Here is a 24,869-nt window from a genome sequence, read left to right as displayed (position 1 = left end):
TCCACCTTCTGCCGCCAGGAATCCCCGGGCGGCGAGCCCCTCATGCACCTGTCCACAACACTCCGATCCAATGACCATGACAGCATCCCATGCGCCACGTCTGCATCGCATGGGATGCCTCTGCCGGGCTTGAACGCGCCCGACCGGTCGACACGGCACGCCGGGCTGGAGGGGTGAGCGTCATGCGATTCGGACTTGGATTGGTGGGGATCCTGGTGGCCCTGGCGGTCGTGGGCGTGCTTGCCAAGAAACAATTGAGCGCAGCCCGGGTGGCCGTGCCCGCACCGTTGTCGGCGCCATCGGGTGGCGAGGGTGCGTCTCATAGCGTGCGCGATCAGGGGCAGCAGGTGCAGGAGCAATTCCGGCAACAACTCGACTCTGCCTTGCAGCAGCAACAGCAGCGGCTCGACAAGGAGGCCCAGTAATCCATGGCGGGCGGGCAGATGCTGATCGGCATGGTGTGCGAAAGCGACGAGCAGGGCATGCGCCTGGCGCTGGCCCTCGCGCAGGACGCGGCGCAGGCCGGGGAAGTGCCTGTGGGCGCGGTGCTGGTCAAGGACGGCCGCGTGATCGCGGAAGGCCGCAATGCACCGATCGCCCTGCATGATCCCACGGCGCACGCGGAGATCGCCGCGCTGCGGTCGGCCGCGCAGATCCTGGGCAACTACCGGCTCGACGATTGCACACTCTATGTGACGCTGGAGCCATGTCCCATGTGCGCCGGCGCCATGCTCCATGCGCGCCTGCCGCGCGTGGTGTTTGGCGCGGCGGACGCCAAGACGGGCGCGGCGGGATCGGTGGTCGATCTGTTCGCCGAGCCACTGCTCAATCATCAGACCCGGATTCAGGGCGGTGTGCTGGCCGATGAGTGCGGCATGGCTCTGAGCGAGTTCTTCCGGCAAAGGCGCAGCGAACAGAAGGAGGAGCGGCGGCTAGCCCATCCGCTGCGCGAGGACGCGCTGCGAACACCGGACAAGGCATTCGCGGGACTCACGGACTACTCCTGGCAGTCGCACTATGTGAGCGACCTGCCCGCCCTGGATGGCCTGCGCCTGCATTTCATCGACGAAGGCCCCAGGGATGCGGCACGGACCTGGCTGCTGCTGCATGGCCTGCCGAGTTGGAGCCACGAGTTCCGCCACATGATTCCCGCGTTGCTGGCAGCCGGGGATCGCGTGGTTGCCATCGATCTGCCGGGCTTTGGCAAGAGCGACAAGCCCAAGAAGGAGGCGGCGCACAGCGAGCACTGGCATGTGCGCGTGGTCCAGCAGTTGATCGAGCGCCTGGACCTGCACGGCCTGGTACTGGTCACGCATGGGCTCAACGGGCTGGTGGGCCTGGGCGTGCCCTTGGCTGCTCCCGAACGCTTTGTGGGTTTGCTGGCCATCAATGCGTGGCTGCCCGAGCCGTCATTGGAAACGCCCAAGGCGCTCAGGACATGGACCGAGCACATCGCGCGCAAGCCGCGCCTGGCGATCGGCGAGCAGATGGCGCGCGCGGACAAGGTCGTTGCCGGATCCGAGTGGATTGCTTGCGATGCCCCGTTTCCGGACGGGGGCTATCGCGCCGCGCTGCGTGCATTTGCCGACCTTGCACTCGAGCCGCGGGACGCCGCCCAGGCTCGCGAAGTGATGGATTTCTGGCGCGACGAGTGGCTGGGCCGGTCGCTGGTGATCTCGGGCGGCAAGGATCTCCTGGTCGATCACGGCGCAGCCCAGCGGCTGCGTCAGCGCATTCGCGGCGCAGGCGATATTGCAGTGATTCCCGACCTCGGGCATTTCATATCACAACATGGCGCCAGCGTGGCCTTGCGTGCTATGGAATACTTCACCCCATTCTGAGCAACTGAGGCAGTTCCAGCGCTCGTCCCCTGCGGACGCAAGGCTGTGCCATCTGCCGGTCCATCACCTTTCGGAGCGGGCGTCCAACGCGCCCGGGTTTCATCTTGGCTACCAAACAAAAAACAGATCACGATCACGAGCACGACCATGACGCCCATGGTCATGACGAACACGATCATCATGACCATGCCGCCTGCGGCCACAACCACGGCCCGCAGCATATCTATATCTATTCACCCTCCAGCGCCGTGCTCGACAAGGCCGCGTTCCGGCGGGGCGTGGCACGTCTCAAGGCCATGGGGCATGAGGTGGAGATCGACCAGGACGCGCTCGCACGCAGCACCCGCTTCGCGGGCGATGACGAAACCCGCCTTGCCGCCATTCATCGCGCTGCCGCCAGCGGCGCCGACGTTGCGCTGATCTCGCGCGGCGGCTACGGCCTCTCGCGCATTCTCCCGGGCATCAGGTACAAGGCGGTTGCCAAGGCGGTGGAGAAGGGCACGCGTTTCATCGGCCAGAGTGATTTCACGGCCTTCCAGAACGCGCTGCTGGCGCAGACCGGTGCCATGAGCTGGTCCGGCCCCTCGCTCGTGGCCGACCTGGGGGTGGAGGGCGAGCCCGACGACATCATGCTGGACTGCCTCCAGGACCTGTTCACGGGCCACGGCGAGGGCAGCGGCTGGCGCATGAACCACGAGAAGCCGCTCGAAAACGGCAAGCCTGCCGTGCGTGACGTGTACTTCAAGGACGCCACGCTCTGGGGCGGCAACATGGCCATGCTGTGCTCACTGCTGGGCACCCCTTACTTCCCGCAGATCAAGGGCGGCATCCTGTTCCTCGAGGATGTGGCCGAGCATCCCTATCGCGTGGAGCGCATGTTTGCCCAGCTGTTGCAGGCGGGTGTGCTCAAGAACCAGAAGGCCGTGATCATGGGCCAGTTCACGGGGTACCGTCTTGCGCCGCACGACAAGGGCTACAAGCTGCAGACGGCCATCGACTGGGTGCGCTCGCAGATCAAGGCGCCGGTGCTGACCAACCTGCCGTTCGGCCACGTTGCCACCAAGGTGCTGCTGCCGGTGGGCGCCAAGGTGTCGCTGTCGGTGGAAGGGCGTGACGCGCTGGTGTATTGGGGGCACGCACATTGAGCAAGGCCGCTGAGGTCGGCTCAGAAGTCGAGCTGACCGAGGCGGATGCCAAGTGCAGTTGCCATTTTCTCGCGTGAAGTTTTGCGAGGCTTTTCGCTGCGTTCGAGCTGAGCATAGGCACTTTGAGTGATGCCCATGCGCAATGCCATTTCGGCTTGAGTGACTTCAAGGTGGACACGCCACGCCTTTGCAGGCGTCATGTTGTCATCGAATACGAGCTTGACTACTTCGTTGGGCACCAGATCATTGGCTTGGGTGTAGTTCTTGACGAACTCATCGTAGGGCACCACCACGAATGCGGGCCGACCATCCGATCCTCGGATGGTTTGAAAGCTAATAGGTTTGTTCATCGCGTTTTTTCACCTCTTCAATGGTGATGATGCGAATGGCGCCATCCCACTCAAAAAAGACCCGGTAGTTGCCGACTCGCAATCGATAGCCATAAACGTGGTTGATCAGCGTTTTGACATTGCGGGCGGTACTTAAATCGACCAGTTCTTCATCCACTGCAACGCGAATTGCCTTGCCAAGGTGGGCCGGGATCTTGCGCATCTGCTTCAGTGCTTTGGACTGCCAGAAAATGCGGTTCATGAGTATTTTAGAAGGAAAATATTAGATTAATCAAGCTTTGGCTAATATTGCCTCTGTGATTCGGAGAGCGCCTACAAGCACGAATGACAAACGGCAACGGCAGCCCGCAGATTCTCTGCATGGCTGCCGTTGCCGTTTTGTTCTATCTAAAGCGGTACGCGCTTCGTTTCAGAACATTCAGCCTCCGCCGAGGTAGATGAACTTGAAGAGGAACACCCCGCCGATCACCCATACCATCCAGTGCACGTCGCGCACGCGGCCCGTGAGGAGCTTGATGGCTGCGTAGGAGATGAAGCCGAAGGCCAGGCCGTTGGCGATGGAGTAGGTGAAGGGCATCATCAGCGCGGTGATCACGGCCGGGATGGCTTCGGTGGTTTCGCTCCAGTCGATCTCGGTGAGCTCCTTGAGCATCAGGCAGGCGACGAACAGCAGGGCGGGCGCGGTGGCGTAGGCAGGCACGGCGCCGGCCAGCGGGGCGATGAACAGGCAGGCGAGGAACAGCACGGCCACGGTGAGGGCCGTGAGGCCCGTGCGGCCACCGGCCTGGACGCCCGAGGCGCTTTCGACATAGGCGGTGGTGCTGGATGTGCCCAGCAGCGAGCCTGCGAAGATGGCCGAGCTGTCGGCAAGCAGCGAGCGGTTGAAACGCTCCATGCGGCCTGGCACGAGCAGGCCCGCGCGCTTGGCCACGCCCATCAGCGTGCCGGTGGCATCGAACAGTTCGACGAGGAAGAACACCAGGATCACGTTCAGGATGCCGCCCGAGAGTGCGGCCTTGATGTCCAGCTGCAGGAAGGTCGGGGCGATCGACGGCGGGGCGGAGAACACGCCGTGGAATTCATTGCCGCCCCAGATGAACGAGGCCACGGTGACGGCCAGGATGCCAATCAGGATGGCGCCGGGAACCTTGAGGCGGTCCAGCGTCACGATGAGCAGGAAGCCCAGCGAGGACAGCACCACGGGGGCGGAGTGCAGGTCGCCGAGGGTGATGAAGGTGGCGTCCGACTTGGCGACGAGACCCGCGCTCTTGAGCGCGATCAGCGCCAGGAACAGGCCGATGCCCACGGTGATCGAGACCCGTATCGACTGCGGTATCCCCCGGATGATGAGTTCGCGCAGCTTGAATACGGTCACCAGCAGGAACAGGCACCCGGAGACGAAGACCGCGCCGAGCGCTGCCTGCCAGGTGAAGCCCATGTGCAGCACGACCACGTAGGCGAAATAGGCGTTCAGGCCCATGCCCGGTGCGAGCGCGATCGGGTAGTTGGCATACAGCGCCATGATGGTCGATCCCAGCGCCGCGGCAAGGCAGGTGGCCACGAAGACCGCGCCCTTGGGCATGCCCGCGTCGCCGAGGATCGACGGGTTGACGAACATGATGTAGGCCATCGTGAGGAAGGTGGTCAGGCCGGCAATCAGCTCTGTGCGGATGTTGGTGTTGTGCTCGCTGAGCTTGAACACCCGTTCGGTCCAGTTCATGTGGTGTCTCCGTGTTGTTTTCTTCAATGGGGTTTGGGGAACCCCGAGCGGCGCAACGGTTGAAAACGCGCCAAAGGTTGGTCCTGTGCCCCACGCACAGGACCTTGGAAAGTGGTCAGGAATCGATGGATCGGTGAATCAGGGGAGGGCAGCAGGCCGGTCACGCCGCGGCGGCCTGCACTGCCTCGATGGCGTTCAGGATGGCCTCGCTGGTTGCCGGCGCTCGCAGCTGAGGGCTGGCACCATGCTCGCCCGCTGCCGAGACGGCGTCGCGGATGGCGAAGAACACCGAGAAGGGCAGCAGCAGCGGTGGCTCGCCCACGGCCTTGCTCTTGTGGATGGAGTCCTCGGGGTTCTCACCAACGAACAGGCGCACATTGAACACCGGGGGGCAGTCGTTCGCCGTGGGAATCTTGTAGGTGCTCGGCGCATGCGTCATGAGCTTGCCCGACTGCGGGTGCCAGACCAGCTCTTCCGTCGTGAGCCAGCCCATGCCCTGGATGAAGGCGCCTTCGACCTGGCCGACGTCCACGGCGGGGTTCAGCGAGCGGCCCACGTCATGCAGCACGTCGGCGCGCAGCAGCTTCCATTCGCCGGTGAGCGTATCCACCACGACCTCGCTCACGGCCGCGCCGTAGGCGAAGTAGAAGAACGGGTGGCCCTTCATCTTCGCGCCATCCCAGTGCAGGCCGGGCGTGGCGTAGAAACCGTCGGACCACAATTGCACGCGGTCCACGTACGCCTCGCGCACCAGCTGGGCAAATTCGAGGCTCTTGCCGTTCACCGTCACCTGGCCATTGGCAAAGCGCACGCCGGCTGCATCGCCGCCATGGCGGCGCGCGGCGCATTCGGCCAGACGCTCGCGGATCTGGCGGGCGGCATCCTGCGCGGCCTTGCCGTTCAGGTCGGCGCCCGTGGAGGCTGCCGTGGCCGAGGTGTTGGCCACCTTGGTGGTGTCGGTCGCGGTCACGCGCACGCTGTCGAAGCTCACCCCCAGTTCATGGGCGACGACCTGCGCCACCTTGGTGTTCAGGCCCTGGCCCATCTCGGTGCCGCCGTGGTTCACGAGGATGGAGCCGTCGCTGTACACGTGCACGAGGGCGCCAGCCTGGTTGAAGTGCGCCACGTTGAACGAGATGCCGAACTTCAGCGGCGTGAGCGACATGCCGCGCTTGAGCACCGGGCTTGCGGCATTGAATGCGGCGATGGCGGCGCGGCGGGCGCGGTAGTCACTGGTCTGCTCCAGCTCGCCGACCAGCTCGTGGATCACGTTGTCGGTCACCTTCTGCTCGTAGGGCGTGACGTTGTGTTCGGTCGTGCCGTAGAAGTTGGCGCGGCGCACGTCGAGAGCATCGCAGCCGAGTTCGGTGGCAATGGACTCCATGATGTTTTCCATCGCAATCGCCCCTTGCGGGCCGCCGAAGCCGCGGAATGCCGTGTTGCTCTGCGTGTTGGTCTTGCCGCAGAAACCGTGCATGGAGACATCGGGGAGCCAGTAGGCGTTGTCGAAGTGGCAGAGTGCGCGCGTCATCACGGGGCCGGACAGGTCGGCCGAATGCCCGGCGCGGGAGACCATGGTGATCTCCGCGCCGAGAATCCGCCCCTCCTCGTCATACCCCACCTCGTACTCGTACCAGAAGCAATGGCGACGACCCGTGATCATGAAGTCGTCGTCGCGATCCAGCCGCAGCTTCACGGGGCGCTGCAGCTTGCATGCCGCGACCGAGGCCACGCAGGCGAACAGCGCGGACTGTGATTCCTTGCCGCCGAAACCGCCGCCCATGCGGCGGCATTCCACGTGCACCGCGTGGGACTGAATGCCCAGCGCATGCGCCACCAGGTGCTGCATCTCGCTCGGGTGCTGGGTGGAGCAGTGCACGTGCACCGCGCCGCCTTCCTTCGGGATTGCGTAGCTGATCTGGCCTTCCAGGTAGAACTGTTCCTGGCCGCCCACGTCGAGCGTGCCCTTGAGGCGGCGCGGCGCGGCGTCGATGGCCTCGCGGGCACCGCCGTTGGTAGAGCGGTCAAGGTGCATGGGCGGCAGCACGTACTGGCCGCGTGCATGGGCCTCGCGGGGCGTGAGCACCGGGTCGCCCGAAGCCTCGATCACTGCGGCTGCCTTGGCCTGGGCGGCGGCGCGGCGGGCCGCTGCCCGGGTTTTGGCGATCACGGCGAACAGCGGCTGGCCGACATAGCGGATCTCGCCGTCGCACAGAATCGGGTCGTCATGGATGATGGAGCCGCAGTCGTTCACACCGGGGATGTCCGCGGCGGTGATCACGGTCACGACATCGGGCATCTGGCGGATCGCGTCGAGCGACAGGGCGGTGAGACGGCCCGTGGCGACCGGCGAGAGGCCCAGCGCACAGTGCAGCGTGCCGTTGAGCTCAGGGATATCGTCCACATAGGTGGCTTCTCCCGCCACGTGCAGGTAGGCCGATTCGTGCGCGCGGCTGATCCCCACGCGGGCGCCGTTCTGCTGGCGTGCGGCTTCGGCGTTCACGTCGATGCGCGCCGCGGTGTTGGTGGCGTAGTCTGCAAAGGCCTGCGCTGCGCGTGCGATGGCAATTCCGGGTTCGACAGGGTGGTTCATGCAAGTTCTCCTGGCTGCTGCAAGCGCGTTCAGATGGCCGATGCCTCGGCGGATGGCAATACGTCGTGGGGCATGGAGCTCCACACGCTGGACTGTTCGGCGGACAGCGACCCATCGACGCGGGTTTCCAGCCACAGGCGCTGCAGCAGATTCCGGGCCACCTTGAGGCGGTAGGCGGCACTGGCGCGCATGTCGCTCATGGGCTTGAAGTCCTGGGCGAGCGCGGCCTGCGCGTTCTTCACGGCCTGCTGGTCCCAGCGCTGGCCGACGAGCGCGGCCTCTGCATTCGCTGCGCGCTTGACCGTGGCAGCCATGCCGCCGTAGGCCAGGCGCACCGCGCGCACCGTGTCACCCTCCAGTTCCACGGCCATGCCGGCACACAGCGCCGAGATGTCGCAGTCGAAACGCTTGCTGATCTTGTAGGCGCGCAGGTGCAGGCCCGGTGCGGAGAGGGCGGAGAGGGGCAGGGAGAGTCCCTGCACGAATTCGCCCGGCTCCAGGTGATTCTTCATGTAGTCGATGTAGAAGGCCGAGAGCGGCATGCTGCGCACGCGCTCGCCCCGTCGCAACTCGATCTGCGCATCGAGCGCCATCAGCACCGGCGGCGAATCCCCGATGGGCGAGCCATTGGCGACGTTGCCGCCCATGGTGCCCGCATTGCGGATCGGGCGCGAGGCAAAGCGCAGCCAGACGTCGGTGAGCGAGGGGGCACGCGTGGCGAGTGCCTTCCATGCCGATTCCAGCGAGGCGCCCGCGCCGATGTAGAGCTGGTCGCCGCGTGTCTCCACCGCCTTGAGTTCATCCACGTTGCCGATGTAGATGATCTCGCCGAGATCGCGGAACTGCTTGTTGACCCACAGGCCCACATCGGTGGAGCCGGCCAGCACGCGTGCGGCAGGCTTGGCGTCGCGCAGCGCGGCGAGTTCGTCCAGCGTGCGTGGCGAGTAGAAGCGATCCCTGGCCTCTGCTGCGGTCGCCGCGTAGTTCAGCGAAGCGGTCTGCGCTTCGCGCAGGCCCTGCAGCGCGTGCACGACGGGAGCCGCATCGAGGCGCGCAGCGGGCAGGTCGAACATGCGCTGCCCCGCATCGAGAATCGGGCGGTAACCCGTGCAGCGGCAGAGATTGCCCGAAAGCTCATCCGCGAGTTGCTGCCGCGAAGGGCGAGAGCCCGCGGCCTGGTGCTGTTCATAGACCGACCACAGCGACATTGCGAAGCCGGGTGTGCAGAAACCGCATTGCGATGCATGGCACTCCACCATGGCCTGCTGCAGGGGGTGCAGGGGGATGGTTTTGCTTTTTGCACGCGAGTGCGGGTGCGAGTCGCAGGACGCCTTGTCGGCGCCGCTACAGGCTGTGTGAACCTGCTGATTCTTCAGGTCTTCCACCGTGAACAGCGCCTTGCCGTCCAGTGTGGGCAGGAACTGGATGCAGGCATTGACCGTCTGCAGCGTGAGTCCGTCGATCGCATCCGAGACGCCGTCGCCGGCGAGTTCACCGATCACCACGGTGCAGGCGCCGCAATCGCCTTCGTTGCAGCCTTCCTTGGTGCCCGTGCAGTGCGCGTCTTCACGCAGCCAGTCGAGCACGGTGCGGGTGGGATGCACGCCACTGACCTCGACCACTTCACCACGATGGTAGAAGCGGATCGGCTGAGTCGTCGGCTGGAGGGGGGAAGGGGTGTTCATGCCAGGGAAACCAATATGTCGTGGGAGTTGGTTCCGAGGTTAGTCCCAAGGCATGGGGTTCTTCATATGTGGGAGTTCATAGGCGCTATGCGACAGCACATATAAACCCTTGAAAAATCGAGATTTTTCAAGGGTTTACCCGTGTTTTTAGGGCTCCTGCGGGTAATCCCCGTGCGTTGGCTTGCGCCAGCACGCGGCGTGCGCTGTCGACCATGGAGTGGATCAGGGGCAATCGGGCAGAGGATCTCAGCCACATCACGCCGAAGCGTCGCGCCTGGGTGGCTTCCGGCAACGGCAGGCGGACCACGCTCTGGCCGTCCGGCAGATTGAGTGCGGTGTCGGGCACCAGCGCCACGCCCAGGCCTCGGTCGACCATCATGGCAATGGCGACCAGCGAACTGAGCTCGAAGCGCTCGAACGGGGTGATGCGCGCGGCGCGCAGGTAGTGGTCGACCATCTGGCCGCCCCCCAGGTTGCGGTCGTAGCGGATCAGCGGCTGGGTGCGCAGCAGCTCGTGCGGTGGCAGGTGCGCGAGATGGCGCGGTGCGAGCAGCACCAGGGGTTCCTCTCGTAGAAGCGCCCAATCGAAGGTCTTGGCCAGCGCAAAAGTCGGGTAGAGGCAGACCGCGGCGTCGATGTGGCCTTGGAGAATAGCGTCGTAGAGCTGCCGTGTAGCGGCCGACTGCAGGAACACCTTCACCCGGGGGCGCTGCTTGACGAAATCGGCCAGGATGTCCGGCAGCAGGCTGTGCAGTGCGGTGTTGATGGTGCCCACCACCAGTTCGCCACCATCGCCGTCGCTGTTCACCAGCGTGTGTGCGTTGGCAAGCTCGCGCAGCAAGGCCGGCGCGCTCTGGCTCAGCCGGTGGCCTGCGGGTGTTGGCACCACGGTGCGGCCGGCGCGGGTGAGCAGCGGCGCCTTGAACTCTTTCTCCAGCGTGCGCATCTGCTGCGCGATGGCCGCGGCCGTGATGCGCTGGCGGCGTGCGGCCTCCGCCATGGAGCCGGTCTCGACCACGAGCATGAAGCTTTGAAGGTAGCTGGTTTCCATGATGGGGGGTTCAAAAGATAGTTTTTCTTGTGTTTGAACGAATGGTAGCTGTATTTTTCTGAGTTCGTGCTGAATCCACAATGCACGGATGAGAAGCAAATTGTTTGTTCCGGGATCGCGCCCCGAGTTGTTCGCCAAGGCGCTGGCGGGCGCGGCCGACAGCCTGTCCTTCGATCTGGAAGATGCGGTGGCAGAGGCGCGCAAGGACGAGGCGCGCACCGTGCTGCGCGACTTCCTGCTGAGCGGCGCGCTCGAGGCACCCCACGGCAAGACCATCATCGTGCGCGTAAACGCCATGGACACGCCGCATTTCGAGCGGGACATTGCCGAGGTCGTGCGCCAGGGGGTGCACCTGATCAACCTGCCCAAGCCCGAAGGTGTGGCTGAGGTCGTGCGCGCTGCCGAGGCGATCGCCGCCGCAGCGCGCGCAAACGGGGTCGCCAGCGCACCAGGGCTGCTCCTGAACATGGAGACGCCGAAGTCGCTGCGCACCGGCGCCGAGTTGGCATGCGCACATCCTGGTGTGAAAGGCCTGCAGCTGGGATTGGGCGACCTGTTCGAGCCCTATGGCATTCATCGCCGCGAGCCCGCCGCGATTGCGCAAGCGATGTTCGCGGTGCGCATGGCGGCTGCCGAAGCGGACGTTTTCGCCTATGACGGCGCCTTCGCGAACATCCAGGATGCCGAGGGCTTCCGCGCGGAATGCGAGCTCTCGCGCCGCATGGGATTTCTCGGCAAGACCTGCATCCATCCGAGCCAGGTGGCCATTGCGAACGAGGTCTTTCAGCCTTCGCAAAAGGACATCGACGATGCACTCAAGGTGGTCGAGGCCGCGCGCCAGGCGGACGCACGGGCCGTGGGCGCCTATGTGGTCGACGGCAAGATGATCGACCGGCCCTTCGTGCTGCGCGCCCAGGCGATCGTGGCCACGGCGCGTTCGCTCGGACTGATTGCGGACGGCTGACCACGGCTACTACGGCCGCTCCCGCCGAGCACACCTGCACCCAGGCTGCGCGCAGCACATCGTTCCATCGCCATATCACTACAACTCGAACCCATCAGGAGACTTGAATGACACGCACCACCGATTTTTCTTCCACACGTCGCCGCATTGCACTCGCGTCGATGGCACTCACGTTCACGGCCCTGGCCCCGGCGCCCGCCCTGGCGGCGGCCGATGCCTATCCGAGCAAGCCGATCACCTTGATCGTGCCGTATCCGCCGGGCGGATCGAACGATGTGTTCGCGCGCCAGATCGCCAAGGAGATCGGCGACATCCTCAAGCAGCCGGTCATCGTGGACAACCGTCCCGGGGCGAGCGGCAACACCGGAACCGCGTTCGTAACCAAGGCAGCGCCCGACGGCTATACGCTGGTGGCGGTGTCTTCGAGCATGACCACGAATGCCGGCGTGCAGCCCAAGATGCCCTTCGATCCGGTGAAGAACCTCGCACCGGTCGCCATGTTTGCCAAGGGGCCGATGGTGGTCGCGGTCAACAACGACTTTCCGGCCAGCACGCCCGCCGAACTCGTCAAGGCGATCAAGGCCCAGCCCGGCAAGTTCAACTACGCCACGTCGGGCACGGGCAGCGTGAACCACATGGCCACGGAGTACCTGCGCTCGATGGTCCCGGGCTTCGACATCACCCACGTGCCCTACAAGGGACAGGGCCCGGCGGTGACCGACGTGATCGGCAACCAGGTGCAGATGCTGATCTCCAGCGGCCCGTCCATCCTGCCGATGATCCGCAACGGCAAGCTCAAGGCCGTGGGCATCACCAGCCTGCAGCCGAGCCCCATTGCTCCCGAACTGACACCCATGGCCACGGCCGTCCCGGGCTATGAATTCGACCTGTGGTGGGGCATGCTCGCGCCCGCTGGAACACCTGCCGGTGTGGTCAACACACTGAACAAGGCGGTCAACCAGGCGCTGGCCAAACCCGAGCTCAAGGAGCAATTCCTCAGGGAGGGCGCGGTGGTCGCGCCCATCACGCCGGCACAGTTCGGCGATGTGGTGAAGTCGGATGTGGAGCGCTGGAAGAAGCTGGCGAAAGTGCGCAGCATCGTCGCGGATTGACGGCCTGACCCGAGTCGGCACGGTTGAACCTGCCGCGTGAATGACACCAATGGAGTATCTGAAGAATGAGCTTTGCTCCCACTGAACGCAAGGGCCCGAGGGGCCCGCTCAGCAGCGTGCGGGTGCTGGACCTGAGCGCCTACATCGCAGGGCCGTATGGCTGTTCGCTGCTTGCGGACCAAGGGGCGGAAGTGGTCAAGATCGAACCACCCGCGGGTGACAACCTGCGCAAATACCCGTCGACGCTGGAGGCCGAGAGCCGTGCATTCCTGGGGGTGAACCGCAGCAAGTGGGGCATGGTCCTCGACCTGAAGCAGGAGGCGGACCATGCCGTGCTCATGAAGCTGGTCAGGGAGGCGGACGTGCTGGTGCACAACTTCCGTCCCGGAGTGCCCGAGCGACTGGGCATCGGGTTCGGGCAACTGTCGGTGATGAACCCGCGCCTCATCTATTGCAGCGTGACGGGCTACGGCAGCAGCGGGCCGCTCAAGGCCAAGGCGGGCTACGACCAGGTGCTGCAGACCATGACCGGCATGTGCGCAATGCAGGGCAAGGCGGGCGGCCCGCCGGAGATCCTGTACGGCTCGGTCGTTGACTACTACGCTTCAGCGCTGGTTGCGGGCGGGGTGGCCTCCGCGCTGTACGAGCGCGAGAAGAGCGGCCTTGGGCAGCACGTGGGCGTGTCGCTGCTGCGCGCCGCGCTCACCATGCAGTCCGCACGCCTGGTCTGGGCCGAGGGCGAGCCGCGCGAAGTGGGGCGTGACATGCGATCGGGGGGCATCACGGGCCTGCATCCGACGCGGCAGGGCTACATCTATCTCTCGGCCAATACGCAGCATTTCTGGGAGGCGCTGTGCGCCAGGACCGGCCTGCACGACATCGCCGCCAACGAGCGCTACGACTCGGTGCGCAAGCGCGCCCTGCACAAGGACGAGCTCGTTCCCCGGCTGCGCGAGGCGCTGGCCGCGCACACGGCGCTTGAATGGGAGGCCCTCTTCGGCGAGGAAGTCCCTTGCGCGGCAGCACGCGCGGTGGAGGACATGTTCGACCACCCGCAGGTGCAGGCCGAGGACATGATCGCGACGTTCGAGCATCCCGCTCTGGGCAGCTACCGCGGATTCACGCGGGCCGTGGAATTCGACCGCACGCCCGGTCCGCAGCCGTTTGCCGCGCCGGTGTTGGGGCAGCATACGGAGGCACTGAGAACGCGCGCCGAAGGGTGATGGAGGCCTTGAGAGCCAATGCGGGCCTCTCGGGCTTCAAAAACTGCGCGAAAATCAGCGGTTTACTACAAAACCAAGGATCGCAGCCATGGGCGCGCAATGGAAAGCAAAGGGCAAGGCACTGGTGGCCGATGCCAAGGGAAAGCTGTTCGGCAAACTCGTCAAGGAAATCACGGTCGCGGCGCGTGCCGGCGGCGACCCCGCCAGCAATGCTGCATTGCGCATGGCCGTTGAAGCCGCGCGCAAGGCATCCATGCCCAAGGACACGCTCGAGCGTGCGATCAAGAAGGGCTCGGGCGCGGGTGCCGATGCGGTGAACTACGAGCGCGTGGTGTTCGAGGGCTACGCGCCGCATCGCGTTCCCGTGATGGTGGAATGCCTGACCGACAATCCCAATCGCACGGCGCCCAACATGCGCGTGCTGTTCCGCAAGGGCCAGATGAGCGCCGTGGCATGGGATTTCGACCATGTGGGCCTGATCGAGGGTGAAGCCGCGAATGCCGATACCGACATGGAAATGGCCGCCATCGAAGCCGGAGCGCAGGATTTCGAGGCAGGCGACGAAGAGGGCGTGACGCTGTTCATCACCGATGCCACGGACCTGGATGTGGTCAGCAAGGCGCTGCCTGCCCAGGGCGTGAAGGTGCTCTCGGCCAAGCTGGGCTACAAGGCCAAGAACCCGATCAGCGCAGCCTCGCTGAGCGCGGAGGCCATGGAGGAAGTGCAGGCCTTCCTCGCCGGCCTCGAGAACGACGACGACACGCAGCACGTGTACGCCGGCCTGGTCGACTGATACCGTAAACCTCGCTTCGCATGGGCCGCACTGCCATTGAGTGGACGGACGAGATGCTCCGGCTGCTGGGCACGGACAAGGATGCCGTGCTGGCGGAGCGCTGGGGCACCACGGCCAAGACGGTGAGCCTCAAGCGCAAGGCGCTCCATGTGCCTGCGTTCGGCCATGTCCAGTGGACCGAATCGATGCTGGCGCGGCTGGGCAGGGAGGTTGATGCCGACCTCGCCCGGGAATGGGGCATCAGCAAGGCCAGCGTGATTGCCAGGCGCCAGGAACTGGGGATCGCGGCCGCAGGTGCGGCAGCGGGAGCGAAGGGCCAGCCTTTTGACTGGACGGACAGTGCCGTCGCATTGCTGGGCACGGACTCAGATGCCCGTATCGCGGAGCAGCTGGGGCTCTCGCGGCTCAGTGTCTACAACGCCCGCATGGCGCGCGGCATTGCGGCGGCTGCGCGCAGGAAGCCGGCCTGAAGCACGGGCCCGGAGCCAAGGCGAAAGGATTCACGGATGGAACTGCCACGTGGCGATGTGGAAGATCAGCGAATTCGTGAGCAGAAGGTGTACGAGGATCATGAAAGGTCGTTGACCGTGCCGGGCAGGCAACCGCCCGGCGCTGAAGGTGTCAGTCCGCGCTGCACGATGCACAGTGCGCGTCCCACAAGTTGGCGACGCTCTGCATCGGTCTCGCCGCGCAGCCCGGCTGCCAGCATGCTGGCGAGCAGGGGGATGTCGTCCGCGCGCACGTCGGCATGCAGCAGCCCTGCGCGTTGTGCGCGCGCCACGGGGGGCGCAAAGGCATTCAGGACTTCCTGGTACACATCCGAGAACCGCGGGTCGCTCATGCGCGTGGTGCGCCAGTAGTCCGACAACGCGGGCGACCGCACGATGCGCGAAGCCATGTAGTCCAGCAGCCGGAAGAAGGCATCGTCGCGGTGGGCCAGGCGGCGAGCCCTGGTCGCCAGCCATTGGGCCGAGCGTTCCATCAGCGCCAGCAGCAGCATGTGGCGATCGGGAAACTGCCGGTAGAGCGTGGCGCGGCCCACGCCGGCCATCTCCACGATCAGGTCCAGTGGGGCATGGACGCCGTGAGCGGTGAAGACGCGGTCGGCGACGTCGAGCAGCTGCGCCCTGCGGGCAGCGGAATCCAGACGTTTTGCCGAAGTTGTCATAACCCTTCATTATCGGTCAAGGCCGGCAGCGGGGCAGGGCGATGCTGTTCATTCCGACCGTCCATCGAGACAATTGATGCCTTGTCATGAATAAATTGGAATTGACAATTAATGTCATGAAAGCGGGTTGCCTGGGTACCATTTCCTCGGCTAAATCTTCATAATTGGTTTGCAATTGTGATTGTGGGATTAAGATCCACAGACATGCTGCGAAACAATCGCCATGCATTCCCAATAACAAAGAGGGGGTTCCTCCGTGTTTCACGGATTGCCCAAAAGGGGTCGTCAGTGTGACTGAGGCACTGAAAACTGTTGTTTTCGCCGACATCGTGGGCAGCACTTCGCTGTACGAGACGTTGGGCAATGAACGCGCGGCGCTGGCCGTCACCGAGCTTCTGAACTGGATGACTGCCAAGGTCCAGCAGAGGCGGGGTCGCGTCGTGAAAACCCTTGGGGACGGGTTGCTGTGCCTGTTTCCCGAATCCTCGGCGGCCGTGCGTTGCACGCTGGAGATCATGCGCGAGCATCGCGACCATATCCTCTGGCCCACGCGCAACCTGGGGCCCGCCTTGCGCATGGGCCTGGACAGCGGCGAAGTGCTGGATGTGGCGGGCGATTGCTACGGTGATGCGGTCAATACGGCGTCGCGGCTGTGCGACCGATCGGCTCCCGGTGAAATCTGGGCCACCGAAGCGGTGGCAACGGCGGGCGCCGACCTTCCCAATGCCCATCTCGTGCGCCTTGGCCACTTGAGTGTGAAAGGCAAGGCCGAGCCCGTCCTGATGTACCAGATCGAGTGGCGTACGGACGAAAGTCCCGAGCCGATGACGCAGCATGCCGGTCTGACCGACCTCGGGGCACTCGACAGCATGGGGGCCGTGCAGATCCAGTTCGCCTGGGGCCGCACCCGCCACGTGTTCGACAGTACCGATGCACCGGTACAGGTGGGACGCTCATCCGAGGCGCACATGCACATCGATGACCCACGTGTTTCGCGCTTTCACGTACGCATCGACTGGCGCGATGGTTCCTTTGTGTTGACCGACATGAGCAGCTTCGGTACCTGGGTGATGTTCGAGGGCAACGATGCCCCGGTGCAACTGCGCCGTGACAGCTGCATCCTGCATGGTTCGGGCCAGTTCTCGCTGAGCCTGCCGTTCACCGCGCCGGATGCACCGCGCGTGAGCTTCCAGATCACCGGCCAGAGCATGTCCATCGGCCGTTGAACGAGGTGGCGTGCTTCCATGGCGGCCGTGCAAATGTATCGACAGGTGCACGCATGCGAATTGCTCCTACAGAAGTTCGGGGAATAGTGCGGTTAGGGTTGCGCTGCAAGCGCGCCTGAATCGTTGCACCATTCATCCAAAGGAGAATTCCATGGCTACCTCTACCGCACACATCGGTCGTTCGTCCGGTTGCGAATCGGCATTGCTGCTGGCTGGACGCGTGCTCATCGCATGGCTGTTCGTACCCGCGGGGATCGGCAAGATCGTGGGATTTGCGGGAACGGCTGGCTACATTGCCTCCAAGGGCCTGCCGATGCCCAACGTGATGGCCGTGCTGGCGATCCTCGCGGAAGTGGGCTGCGGGCTGGCGGTGTTGTTCGGATTCAGGACCCGGTGGGCGTCGTGGGCACTTGCGCTGTTCACCGTGGTGTCCGCGGTCATCTTCCATGCCTACTGGACGCTGCAGGGTGCCGACGTATCGCCCCAGCAGATCAACTTCAACAAGAACATGGCGATTGCGGGCGGCCTGTTGGCCCTCTCGGTGTGCGGTGCGGGCGCGTGGAGCGTGGATGGATCCATGGCGCGGCGTACCTGAGTTGACAGCGGAGCAGCAAAACGGGGCGGCGAAACAGGCCGTGAACTCCCGCCCGCAGGGGCGGACAAGCAAGGAGGAGTGCCATGACGGTACGGCTTGAACGAGTCAGCGATGCGCCCATGTCGCAGCGCCTGACGATCCGCGATCATGTATGGACGGTGGATGCGCAGCCCGCGGAAGGCGGGCAGGATAGCGGGCCGGATCCGCACGATCTCTACGATTCGGCCCTGGGCGCCTGCAAGGCGCTGACCCTGCTGTGGTATGCGCGGCACAAGGGATGGGCCGTGCAGGATGTGCAGACGGCCGTGGAGCGGGACGCGTCGGGGGAGCGCAGCGGCACCTACCGGCTGTCGGTGCGCCTGCAGGTCAGCGGTGATCTGAGCGATGCGCAATGGTCTGAACTTCAGCGCGTGGTCGACAAATGTCCCGTGCACAAGCTCATGACGCAGGTGACCACGGAAATCAGCACCGCGCTGGAACGCCTGCCGGGCGAAGCGTGAGCCTGCGATGAGCGCGCGCGAGCCATTGCTGCGGCTGACGGGGTTGCACAAGGACCTGGGTGGCGGCATGCAGGTGCGCCGTCTCCTGCCGTCCCTGCCCAGGCGCTCCGTCGGCCCGTTCATCTTCCTGGACCACTTCGGCCCGGTGACCGTGGAGCCCGCTTCGCACATGGACGTGCGCCCGCACCCGCACATCGGCCTTGCGACGGTGAGCTATCTGTTCGAGGGCGCGCTGATGCACCGGGACAGCCTGGGCAGCGAGCAGCAGATCGTGCCCGGCGACATCAACTGGATGACCGCGGGGCGGGGCATCGTCCATTCCGAGCGCCGCCCGCGATCGCATGCCGGCAGCACCTATGTGAACCACGGGTTGCAGCTGTGGGCGGCGTTGCCTCATGCGCATGAACAGGCCGAACCGCAGTTCGCGCACACGCCGGCCGCGCATATCCCGGCCTGGCGCTCGGGCGCGGTGGCGGTGCGGCTGCTCATCGGATCGGCATGGGCCCGCACCTCCCCGGTGGCGACGCTGTGCAACACCCTGCTGGTCGACCTGGAGCTTGATGCCGGCGCGAGCCTGGAACTGCCCGCGCTGGCCGAGGAGGTGGCGATCTACACCGTGACCGCCCCCGTGCAACTGGATCATGAGCCCATCGCGGAACACACGCTGGTGCCATTGCCTTCGGGCAGCGCACCGCACACGCTGAAGGCCGGCCCGGTGCCTGCGCGCGTGATGGTGCTTGGTGGCGCGGCGCTCGACGGCCCGCGCCATCTCTGGTGGAACTTCGTGGCCAGCGACAAGACGCTCATCGAGCAGGCGGCCCAGCGCTGGGAGGACAACGCTTTCGGCAAGGTGCCCGGCGACGATGAGCGCATCCCGCTGCCGGGGCACTACATCAGGCGTTGACGGGCGTTTCCAGGAAGGGGGCGTGGCGCTTCAGGGCTTGAGTTTCAGGGCTTGAGAGGTGCTTCGTCGAGGGCCGTGTCGACCACGCGGCGCTCGTCGAAGACAAAGCAGCCGCCGCTGTAGTGCGCGCCGTCCGTCAATTCGAAGTACTTGAGAATGCCGCCTTCGAGCTGGTAGACGTTCTGCACGCCTTCCTCTTCCATCAGGATGGCCGCCTTCTCGCAGCGGATGCCACCCGTGCAGAAGCTCACCACGGTCTTGCCCTCCAGCTCTGCCTTGTGCTCGCGCAGGGCCGCGGGAAACTCGGTGAACTTGTCGATGCGCCAGTCGATGGCATGGTCGAACGTGCCCTGGTCGACCTCGAAGGCGTTGCGCGTGTCGAGCGTGACCACCGGCCGGCCCTCGTCATCCTGCCCCTGCTCGAGCCAGCGCCGCAGTGTCTCGGGCGACACCGACGGAGCGCGGCCCGCGGACGGACGGATCGCCGGCATGTTCATGCGGATGATCTCGTTCTTCACCTTCACCAGCATCTTGCGGAAGGGCTGGTGGTCGGACCAGCTCTCCTTGGGGTCGAGTGATGCAAACCGTGTGTCCCGCTTCAGCTCGGCAACGAAGCCGCGCACGGCATCGGCATCACCGGCGAGGAACATGTTGATGCCTTCCTCGGCGATCAGGATCGTGCCCTTGAGTCCGGCGGTGGTTGCACGCTCTAGCAGCAGCTCACGCAATGCCGCGGCATCGGGCAGGGGCGTGAACAGATAGGTGGAGATGTTGAGGACCGGATGCACGAAAGGAAGACCCTGGAGTTCGGAAAAAGGCCGACGGGACACCGGGAGCATGGGCTCAAAGGTGCAGGAAAGTGTCTGTCGGCGCGAGAAAGGCCGTAATTATCCTTCAGGCCGGGATTGGAGCGAAGCCAGGGTTTCCGTATCCGTACGGTAGAGCCTGAGATGCGGATCCTCGCCCAGGGCGTCGGCGCGCGACAGCCGCTGCTCCACCGGCAGCTTCAGGCCGCTCAGTGTCAGCGTGCCACCGGTCTTCTTCAAATGCCAGCGCAGGCGCTGAAAGGTCTCGACGCCGGTGATGTCGATGCGGTTGATGGACGAGGCAAAGATGCATACATCACGGATGTCCGCCCTCGATTGCAGCTCGGATGTAATGCGCCGCTCCAGCGACGCGGCGCTCGCGAAGTCGAGCTCGGCGTCCATGCGCACGGCCAGCAGCCCGGGAGCGAGGGGCGGCAGTTGCCAGAGCCTGCGGTCGCGCAGACTGCCGTCGGGGTGCAGGCCCACCTCGATGATGCGAGGGTGCATGCGCTGGTAGATGAACAGGCACAGATTGGCGACCACCCCCGCCAGCACACCCCAGTAGATGCGCGGGGCGGTGGCGATCGTGAGCGCGAAGGTGGCCAGGCCAATCGAGGCCTCCACGCGCGATACCTGCCACAGTCGCAGCATCTCGCGCGGCTTGAACAGCCCGGTCACGGCGGTCACGACCACTGCGGCGAGCACGGCATCGGGAACATGGTAGAGCTCGGGCATCAGCCAGAGCAGGGCCACCAGCACGAGTCCGGTGGCAAACAGGTTGGACCAGCCGGTCTGCGCCCCGGCATACAGGTTCAGTGCCGAGCGCGAGAACGAGGCGCTGGTCGCGAAGCCGCCCGTCAGGCCCGAGCTGATCTTGGCAAGGCCCTGGGCGATCAGGTCCTGGTTCTCGTTCCACTGAGTGCCTTCGCGCTGGTGCTCGATCTTGGCGCTGGAAGCGGTCTCCAGGAAGCTCACGAGCGCCACGACCATGGTGGGCATGAGCAGCGCGCCGAACTCGTCCCAGGTGAGCCACTGCGGCAGGTACAGGCTGGGGAAGCCGGACGGCAGATGCCCGATCACGTCGCCCCCTCTGTCCGCAAAGCCCGTCAGCCAGCTCACCAGGGCCGCGCCCGAGATCACGACGATGGCGCCTGGAAAGGTCGGCCGCAACCGCTTGGAGAGCGTGAGCAGCACAAGGCTCCCGACGCCGAAGGCGAGCGAGCGGAAGTCGAAATGATGGATGGAGGGATTGCTGAAGAGCGCATGCCAGCTCGTGCGCAGTCCCAGCAGCGCGGGCAGTTGCGACAGCAGGATCAGCAGCGCCGCTGCCTGCGTGAACCCCGTGAGGATGGGCGATGTCACGAGGCTGAGCAGCCAGCCGAAGCGCACGACGCCCACGAAGGCCTGCAGCAGCCCGGAGAGTATGGCGAGCCATACGGCGAGCGACACCCAATGCGCGCTGCCGGGCTCGGCCATGCCGGTGAGCGAGGCTCCGATCAGCAGGCTGGTGAGCGCGGTGGGACCCACGCCGAGGCGCGTGGACGAACTGAACAGCACGGCGACGATGGCGGGAATGAGCGAGGCGTAGATGCCCGTGACCAGCGGCATCCCGGCCAGCGCGGCGTAGGCGACGCCCTGCGGCACCAGCATCAGGCCCACGGTCATGCCTGCGATGAATTCTCCCTTGAGCAACGCCTTGGTGGGGCGCGGCCAGTTCAGGAATGGCAGCCAGTGGCGCATGGTGTGCAGGTTCATCACTGCTTGTTGTCTCTTTCTTGTGCGGTTTGGTTTCTAATGCCTCCGATGCGCGCGGCGAAATAAGGAGCGTGTGCAGGAGTCAGATGTCGCGATTGTCCTACACCGATCGTTGCATCAGGCGAAGCGGCGAGCAGATGGGTCGGGAATAGAGTGGGGCCCTTGATTCATGAATGGGGATGCAGATCCATGGCTTTCAATCACAACATCGACAATCCATCGCGCGCACTCTGGCTCAGGGGTTCCTCCGTGGCACTGGCCGTGCTTCTGGCCGCCGGCCTGGCTGCGTGCGACAAGAAGCCCGGCGAGCCGAGCGCGGGCCAGAAGCTGGATGCCGCGGTCGAGAAGACCGAGAACGCGGCGGAGCGCGCCAAGGTGGAGGCCGAGACTGCGGCCAACGACGCCAAGGCCAAGATGGAGAGCGCAGCGCAGGATGCCAGCGCCGCGGCTCGCAGCGCAGCCAGCAACGCGGCTGCCGCACTGGACGATACGGCCATCACCACCAAGGTGAAGGCCGCCTTCGCGGCAGACCCCAACCTGAGCGCCGTGCTGATCAGCGTGGACACCAAGGATGGCGTGGTGAAGCTGTCCGGCCCGGTCAAGACGCCGGATGATGCCGCGCATGCCGAGAGGCTGACACAGGCCGTCGAAGGCGTGAAGAGCGTCGTCAACGAACTGAAGCCATCCAACGGCTGACGGGTTTGCCCGGGCGCGGGCTGCGTGCGGCCGCGCTCGGCGCTAACATGGAAGGATGACTCATCAAGCGCCATCCTCCCAAGACATCGTCACTGATCTGATCCACCACGGCTACGAGGCGCCGGGTGGATTTGCGGCCCCCCAGCCGCCGGTCTGCAAGGCCTCGACCGTGTTCTTCCCGAGTGTCGCCGCCATGCGCGACTTCGACTGGAAGGACAAATCGGCCTATACCTACGGCCTGCACGGAACGCCCACCAGCTATCTCCTGGAGGAGCGCATCGCGACGCTGGAAGGCGCATTGCAGTGCCTGCTGGTGCCGAGCGGCCTGGCCGCGATCGCCACTGTCTCGCTCTCACTGCTCAAGCAGGGCGACGAAGTGCTGATTCCCGATAATGCCTACGGCCCGAACAAGGCACTGTCCGAGGCTGAACTCCGGCGCTATGGCATCACCCATCGCTACTATGACCCGCTGGATCCTCCCGATCTCGAAGCGAAGATTTCTCCCGCCACCCGGCTGATCTGGCTGGAGGCTCCTGGCTCCGTCACGCTGGAGTTCCCCGACCTGCTGCGCCTGGCCCGCATCTGCCGCGAACGCCGGATCACCTCGGTGCTGGACAACACCTGGGGCGCGGGCCTCGCGTTCTCGCCATTCGACCTGCTGCGCGACGGCGGCAGCCTGGGCGTCGATGTGTCGGTGCACGCGCTCACCAAGTATCCCAGCGGAGGCGGAGACGTGCTGATGGGCAGCATCACCACGCGTGACCAGTCGCTGCACATGAAGCTCAAGCTCACGCACATGCGCATCGGCTTTGGCGTGGGCATGAATGACGTCGAGGCCGTGCTGCGCTCGCTGCCCAGCATGGCATTGCGCTACCACGCTCATGACCGGGTGGCGCGCGAGCTGGCGCGGTTCATGGAGCAGCAGCCGGCCGTGGTGCAGGTCCTGCATCCGGCGCTTGCGGGCTCACCGGGGCATGACGACTGGAAGCGCCTGTGCTGCACGCAGGAGAATCCCGATGGTGCGGCCGCAGGGCTTTTCAGCGTGATCATCGACCCGCGATTCACCCAGGAGCAGGTCGACCGTTTCTGCGACGGCCTGAGGCTGTTCAAGATAGGCTACAGCTGGGGCGGCCCGATCAGCCTTGTCGTGCCGTACGAGCTGCCGGACATGCGCAGCCTGCCGTCGTCCGGGTTGAAGCAGGGCACCGTGGTGCGCTTTTCCATTGGTCTCGAAGCCGCGCGCGACCTGCAGGCCGATCTGGCGCAGGCACTGCAGCTGGCGTTCGGCCGCTGATGCGCCAATGGCTCGTCAGGCGCCCCTTCACTTGAGCTGCGGCTTGAGCACCGGCCAGACATTGGCCAGAAGCCTGGGCTGCGCCTGGACGCTCGGGTGAATCCGGTCGGCCTGGAACCACCGGGTCGGGTCGGGATCATCCGCCACGCCCTTGAGCAGGAACGGCACCAGCGCGGTGCCGTACTTCCTGGCGACCGCGGGGAAGACCCCCGCGAACTGCTCGCCGTACCGCGCGCCATAGTTGGGCGGTACCTGCATGCCCACCAGCGTGACCTTGGCTCCGGCCTTCTGCGCCTGCTCGGTCATCCAGGCAAGATTGTCTTCGGTGTTCTTGAGCGCAAGGCCGCGCAGCGCGTCGTTGGCACCCAGTTCCAGGATCACATGGGTGGGTTGGTGCGACTTGAGCAGCGCGGGAAGGCGCGAGCGGCCCCCGGAGGTGGTATCGCCGCTCACGCTGGCGTTGACGACCCGGGCCGGGACCTTGTCGGCGGCGAGCTGCTTTTCAAGCAGCGTGACCCACCCGGTGCCGCGTGCCAGGCCGTATTCGGCGCTGATCGAGTCGCCGACCACCAGGATGGATGGCCCCCCGGCGGGCGTGGCCTGTGCATGCGAAGCCCACGCGGCGCATGTGAGCACGACACTCGCGATACAGTCTCTTCGGTTCATTCGTTGACCTGCCATTCCTTGATCCGCCATTCCTTGCGTACTTGTTCTGCCATTTCACTGAGATTGTCCATGCCTGATTCCAGTTCCGTTCCCAGCACTGCCCATGCAGAACCGATCATCGCCGTCGATCGCGTTCACAAGTCGGTATCGGATTCGACGGGAACGCTGGACATTCTGCGCGATATCGATTTCCGGCTGATGCCCAGGGAAACCGTGGCCATCGTCGGCGCCTCCGGCTCCGGCAAGAGCACGCTGCTGTCGATCATCGCGGGCCTGGACACGCCCACGCGCGGCACGGTGCGGCTTGCGGGCCAGGATCTCTTCGCCCTCGATGAAGACGCCCGAGCGGCCCTGCGTGGCCAGAAAATGGGATTTGTGTTCCAGAGCTTTCAACTCATGGGCAACCTCACCGCGCTGGAGAACGTGATGCTGCCGCTGGAGCTCGCGGGAGACCGCGGTGCGCGGGCCGCGGCGCAGGAGATGCTGGCGCGCGTGGGACTCGGCGCGCGGCTGAACCACTATCCCAAGGTGCTTTCAGGCGGCGAGCAGCAGCGCGTCGCCCTCGCGCGCGCCTTCGTGGTACAGCCGGCCGTGCTGCTGGCCGACGAGCCCACGGGCAGCCTGGACTTCGCGACGGGAGAAACGGTCATGCAGCTCATGTTCGAGCTGAACCGCGAGCAGGGCACGACGCTGGTGATGGTCACGCATGACCGCGCCATCGCGGCGCGCTGCGACCGTCGCATTCTCATCGAGGCCGGAAGCGTATCGGCCATCGATTGAAG

General features: G+C 65.2%; 25 protein-coding genes. 15 read left to right on the top strand and 10 right to left on the bottom strand.

Annotated features, from left to right (window positions below):
• Nucleotides 1-89 precede the first annotated feature (89 nt).
• The 3 genes from H9K76_RS11910 to H9K76_RS11900 all read left to right on the top strand — a co-directional run bounded on the left by H9K76_RS11910 (nucleotide 90) and on the right by H9K76_RS11900 (nucleotide 2,986).
• Complete coding sequence (locus H9K76_RS11910; protein WP_343066205.1) at nucleotides 90-425, top strand: hypothetical protein; 336 nt, start codon at nucleotides 90-92, stop codon at nucleotides 423-425.
• 3 nt (nucleotides 426-428) lie between these two features.
• Nucleotides 429-1,841, top strand: coding sequence for a tRNA adenosine(34) deaminase TadA (gene tadA / locus H9K76_RS11905; protein ID WP_246474979.1), 1,413 nt, complete (start codon nucleotides 429-431; stop codon nucleotides 1,839-1,841).
• A gap of 101 nt (nucleotides 1,842-1,942) precedes the next feature.
• Entirely contained in the window at nucleotides 1,943-2,986 is a 1,044-nt protein-coding gene (locus tag H9K76_RS11900) for an LD-carboxypeptidase (RefSeq protein ID WP_425489701.1), read from the top strand.
• A gap of 20 nt (nucleotides 2,987-3,006) precedes the next feature.
• Here the strand turns inward: H9K76_RS11900 and H9K76_RS11895 are convergent, their stop codons facing one another.
• The 6 genes from H9K76_RS11895 to H9K76_RS11870 all read right to left on the bottom strand — a co-directional run bounded on the left by H9K76_RS11895 (nucleotide 3,007) and on the right by H9K76_RS11870 (nucleotide 10,385).
• On the bottom strand, nucleotides 3,007-3,336 hold the full coding sequence (locus H9K76_RS11895) for a helix-turn-helix domain-containing protein (protein WP_187595658.1): 330 nt from the start codon (nucleotides 3,334-3,336) through the stop codon (nucleotides 3,007-3,009).
• Nucleotides 3,320-3,577: a type II toxin-antitoxin system RelE family toxin gene (locus H9K76_RS11890; protein WP_187595657.1), complete on the bottom strand. Its 258-nt coding sequence runs from the start codon at nucleotides 3,575-3,577 to the stop codon at nucleotides 3,320-3,322. Before H9K76_RS11890 ends, H9K76_RS11895 begins: the two co-directional genes overlap by 17 nt.
• Nucleotides 3,578-3,754: 177 nt before the next feature.
• Entirely contained in the window at nucleotides 3,755-5,056 is a 1,302-nt protein-coding gene (locus H9K76_RS11885; RefSeq protein ID WP_187595656.1) for an NCS2 family permease, read from the bottom strand.
• Between the two features lie 160 nt (nucleotides 5,057-5,216).
• Nucleotides 5,217-7,649, bottom strand: a complete 2,433-nt coding sequence (gene xdhB, locus H9K76_RS11880; protein ID WP_187595655.1) for a xanthine dehydrogenase molybdopterin binding subunit — start codon at nucleotides 7,647-7,649, stop codon at nucleotides 5,217-5,219.
• A gap of 29 nt (nucleotides 7,650-7,678) precedes the next feature.
• On the bottom strand, nucleotides 7,679-9,334 hold the full coding sequence (gene xdhA / locus H9K76_RS11875) for a xanthine dehydrogenase small subunit (protein WP_187595654.1): 1,656 nt from the start codon (nucleotides 9,332-9,334) through the stop codon (nucleotides 7,679-7,681).
• A 127-nt stretch (nucleotides 9,335-9,461) separates the two neighbouring features.
• Nucleotides 9,462-10,385 (bottom strand): LysR family transcriptional regulator, encoded by a 924-nt coding sequence (locus tag H9K76_RS11870; protein ID WP_187595653.1) that lies wholly within the window; start codon nucleotides 10,383-10,385, stop codon nucleotides 9,462-9,464.
• An 88-nt stretch (nucleotides 10,386-10,473) separates the two neighbouring features.
• Between H9K76_RS11870 and H9K76_RS11865 the strand changes: the two genes are divergently transcribed.
• The 5 genes from H9K76_RS11865 (at nucleotide 10,474) to H9K76_RS11845 (ending at nucleotide 14,947) form a co-directional block, all read left to right on the top strand.
• Entirely contained in the window at nucleotides 10,474-11,349 is an 876-nt protein-coding gene (locus H9K76_RS11865; RefSeq protein ID WP_187595652.1) for an HpcH/HpaI aldolase/citrate lyase family protein, read from the top strand.
• Nucleotides 11,350-11,456: 107 nt separating this feature from the next.
• On the top strand, nucleotides 11,457-12,461 hold the full coding sequence (locus tag H9K76_RS11860; protein ID WP_187595651.1) for a tripartite tricarboxylate transporter substrate binding protein: 1,005 nt from the start codon (nucleotides 11,457-11,459) through the stop codon (nucleotides 12,459-12,461).
• A gap of 65 nt (nucleotides 12,462-12,526) precedes the next feature.
• A complete protein-coding gene (locus tag H9K76_RS11855) occupies nucleotides 12,527-13,684 on the top strand; it encodes a CoA transferase (RefSeq protein ID WP_187595650.1) in 1,158 nt (385 codons plus the stop codon).
• A gap of 88 nt (nucleotides 13,685-13,772) precedes the next feature.
• Nucleotides 13,773-14,477: a YebC/PmpR family DNA-binding transcriptional regulator gene (locus tag H9K76_RS11850; protein WP_187595649.1), complete on the top strand. Its 705-nt coding sequence runs from the start codon at nucleotides 13,773-13,775 to the stop codon at nucleotides 14,475-14,477.
• A gap of 20 nt (nucleotides 14,478-14,497) precedes the next feature.
• A complete protein-coding gene (locus H9K76_RS11845; protein WP_187595648.1) occupies nucleotides 14,498-14,947 on the top strand; it encodes a hypothetical protein in 450 nt (149 codons plus the stop codon).
• 98 nt (nucleotides 14,948-15,045) lie between these two features.
• On the opposite strand, the gene H9K76_RS11840 is transcribed toward H9K76_RS11845, so the two are convergent.
• Nucleotides 15,046-15,645 carry a TetR/AcrR family transcriptional regulator gene (locus tag H9K76_RS11840; protein WP_187595647.1) on the bottom strand — a complete coding sequence of 200 codons (600 nt, stop codon included), beginning with the start codon at nucleotides 15,643-15,645 and terminating at the stop codon, nucleotides 15,046-15,048.
• Between the two features lie 290 nt (nucleotides 15,646-15,935).
• Here H9K76_RS11840 and H9K76_RS11835 point away from each other — a divergent pair, with 290 nt between their 5' ends.
• The 4 genes from H9K76_RS11835 to H9K76_RS11820 all read left to right on the top strand — a co-directional run bounded on the left by H9K76_RS11835 (nucleotide 15,936) and on the right by H9K76_RS11820 (nucleotide 18,870).
• Nucleotides 15,936-16,871, top strand: coding sequence for an adenylate/guanylate cyclase domain-containing protein (locus H9K76_RS11835; protein ID WP_187595646.1), 936 nt, complete (start codon nucleotides 15,936-15,938; stop codon nucleotides 16,869-16,871).
• A gap of 151 nt (nucleotides 16,872-17,022) precedes the next feature.
• Nucleotides 17,023-17,466 (top strand): DoxX family protein, encoded by a 444-nt coding sequence (locus H9K76_RS11830; RefSeq protein WP_187595645.1) that lies wholly within the window; start codon nucleotides 17,023-17,025, stop codon nucleotides 17,464-17,466.
• Nucleotides 17,467-17,549: 83 nt separating this feature from the next.
• Nucleotides 17,550-17,966 carry an OsmC family protein gene (locus tag H9K76_RS11825; RefSeq protein ID WP_187595644.1) on the top strand — a complete coding sequence of 139 codons (417 nt, stop codon included), beginning with the start codon at nucleotides 17,550-17,552 and terminating at the stop codon, nucleotides 17,964-17,966.
• Nucleotides 17,967-17,973: 7 nt separating this feature from the next.
• Nucleotides 17,974-18,870, top strand: coding sequence for a pirin family protein (locus tag H9K76_RS11820; RefSeq protein ID WP_187595643.1), 897 nt, complete (start codon nucleotides 17,974-17,976; stop codon nucleotides 18,868-18,870).
• A 44-nt stretch (nucleotides 18,871-18,914) separates the two neighbouring features.
• Here the strand turns inward: H9K76_RS11820 and H9K76_RS11815 are convergent, their stop codons facing one another.
• Both H9K76_RS11815 and H9K76_RS11810 read right to left on the bottom strand, forming a co-directional pair.
• A complete protein-coding gene (locus H9K76_RS11815; protein ID WP_246474977.1) occupies nucleotides 18,915-19,658 on the bottom strand; it encodes a sulfurtransferase in 744 nt (247 codons plus the stop codon).
• Nucleotides 19,659-19,757: 99 nt separating this feature from the next.
• Entirely contained in the window at nucleotides 19,758-21,431 is a 1,674-nt protein-coding gene (locus H9K76_RS11810) for a SulP family inorganic anion transporter (protein ID WP_187595641.1), read from the bottom strand.
• A 189-nt stretch (nucleotides 21,432-21,620) separates the two neighbouring features.
• On the opposite strand from H9K76_RS11810, the gene H9K76_RS11805 reads away from it, so the two are divergent.
• Together H9K76_RS11805 and H9K76_RS11800 are read left to right on the top strand one after the other, a co-directional pair.
• Complete coding sequence (locus tag H9K76_RS11805; protein WP_187595640.1) at nucleotides 21,621-22,127, top strand: BON domain-containing protein; 507 nt, start codon at nucleotides 21,621-21,623, stop codon at nucleotides 22,125-22,127.
• A 55-nt stretch (nucleotides 22,128-22,182) separates the two neighbouring features.
• Nucleotides 22,183-23,421, top strand: a complete 1,239-nt coding sequence (locus H9K76_RS11800) for a PLP-dependent transferase (RefSeq protein WP_187595639.1) — start codon at nucleotides 22,183-22,185, stop codon at nucleotides 23,419-23,421.
• A 27-nt stretch (nucleotides 23,422-23,448) separates the two neighbouring features.
• On the opposite strand, the gene H9K76_RS11795 is transcribed toward H9K76_RS11800, so the two are convergent.
• Entirely contained in the window at nucleotides 23,449-24,087 is a 639-nt protein-coding gene (locus H9K76_RS11795; protein ID WP_187595638.1) for an arylesterase, read from the bottom strand.
• A gap of 69 nt (nucleotides 24,088-24,156) precedes the next feature.
• Here H9K76_RS11795 and H9K76_RS11790 point away from each other — a divergent pair, with 69 nt between their 5' ends.
• Complete coding sequence (locus H9K76_RS11790) at nucleotides 24,157-24,867, top strand: ABC transporter ATP-binding protein (RefSeq protein ID WP_187595637.1); 711 nt, start codon at nucleotides 24,157-24,159, stop codon at nucleotides 24,865-24,867.
• Nucleotides 24,868-24,869 lie beyond the last annotated feature (2 nt).

The organism is Diaphorobacter ruginosibacter, assembly GCF_014395975.1.
GTDB classification, from domain to species: Bacteria; Pseudomonadota; Gammaproteobacteria; order Burkholderiales; family Burkholderiaceae_C; genus Diaphorobacter_A; species Diaphorobacter_A ruginosibacter.
The sequence above is the reverse complement of the archived record's forward strand: the minus strand, read 5'-3'. Positions and strand labels throughout refer to the sequence as shown.

Bases quoted from the DNA above. Each gene is read 5' to 3' on its own strand.
- H9K76_RS11895 (WP_187595658.1), bottom strand. From the start codon at position 3,336: ATGAACAAACCTATTAGCTTTCAAACCATCCGAGGATCGGATGGTCGG.
- H9K76_RS11860 (WP_187595651.1), top strand. From the start codon at position 11,457: ATGACACGCACCACCGATTTTTCTTCCACACGTCGCCGCATTGCACTC.
- H9K76_RS11790 (WP_187595637.1), top strand. From the start codon at position 24,157: ATGCCTGATTCCAGTTCCGTTCCCAGCACTGCCCATGCAGAACCGATC.
- H9K76_RS11865 (WP_187595652.1), top strand. From the start codon at position 10,474: ATGAGAAGCAAATTGTTTGTTCCGGGATCGCGCCCCGAGTTGTTCGCC.
- H9K76_RS11825 (WP_187595644.1), top strand. From the start codon at position 17,550: ATGACGGTACGGCTTGAACGAGTCAGCGATGCGCCCATGTCGCAGCGC.
- H9K76_RS11855 (WP_187595650.1), top strand. From the start codon at position 12,527: ATGAGCTTTGCTCCCACTGAACGCAAGGGCCCGAGGGGCCCGCTCAGC.
- H9K76_RS11800 (WP_187595639.1), top strand. From the start codon at position 22,183: ATGACTCATCAAGCGCCATCCTCCCAAGACATCGTCACTGATCTGATC.
- H9K76_RS11850 (WP_187595649.1), top strand. From the start codon at position 13,773: ATGGGCGCGCAATGGAAAGCAAAGGGCAAGGCACTGGTGGCCGATGCC.
- H9K76_RS11795 (WP_187595638.1), bottom strand. From the start codon at position 24,087: ATGAACCGAAGAGACTGTATCGCGAGTGTCGTGCTCACATGCGCCGCG.
- H9K76_RS11870 (WP_187595653.1), bottom strand. From the start codon at position 10,385: ATGGAAACCAGCTACCTTCAAAGCTTCATGCTCGTGGTCGAGACCGGC.
- H9K76_RS11845 (WP_187595648.1), top strand. From the start codon at position 14,498: ATGGGCCGCACTGCCATTGAGTGGACGGACGAGATGCTCCGGCTGCTG.
- H9K76_RS11830 (WP_187595645.1), top strand. From the start codon at position 17,023: ATGGCTACCTCTACCGCACACATCGGTCGTTCGTCCGGTTGCGAATCG.
- xdhB (WP_187595655.1), bottom strand. From the start codon at position 7,649: ATGAACCACCCTGTCGAACCCGGAATTGCCATCGCACGCGCAGCGCAG.
- tadA (WP_246474979.1), top strand. From the start codon at position 429: ATGGCGGGCGGGCAGATGCTGATCGGCATGGTGTGCGAAAGCGACGAG.
- H9K76_RS11840 (WP_187595647.1), bottom strand. From the start codon at position 15,645: ATGACAACTTCGGCAAAACGTCTGGATTCCGCTGCCCGCAGGGCGCAG.
- xdhA (WP_187595654.1), bottom strand. From the start codon at position 9,334: ATGAACACCCCTTCCCCCCTCCAGCCGACGACTCAGCCGATCCGCTTC.
- H9K76_RS11820 (WP_187595643.1), top strand. From the start codon at position 17,974: ATGAGCGCGCGCGAGCCATTGCTGCGGCTGACGGGGTTGCACAAGGAC.
- H9K76_RS11890 (WP_187595657.1), bottom strand. From the start codon at position 3,577: ATGAACCGCATTTTCTGGCAGTCCAAAGCACTGAAGCAGATGCGCAAG.
- H9K76_RS11810 (WP_187595641.1), bottom strand. From the start codon at position 21,431: ATGAACCTGCACACCATGCGCCACTGGCTGCCATTCCTGAACTGGCCG.
- H9K76_RS11910 (WP_343066205.1), top strand. From the start codon at position 90: ATGCGCCACGTCTGCATCGCATGGGATGCCTCTGCCGGGCTTGAACGC.
- H9K76_RS11805 (WP_187595640.1), top strand. From the start codon at position 21,621: ATGGCTTTCAATCACAACATCGACAATCCATCGCGCGCACTCTGGCTC.
- H9K76_RS11885 (WP_187595656.1), bottom strand. From the start codon at position 5,056: ATGAACTGGACCGAACGGGTGTTCAAGCTCAGCGAGCACAACACCAAC.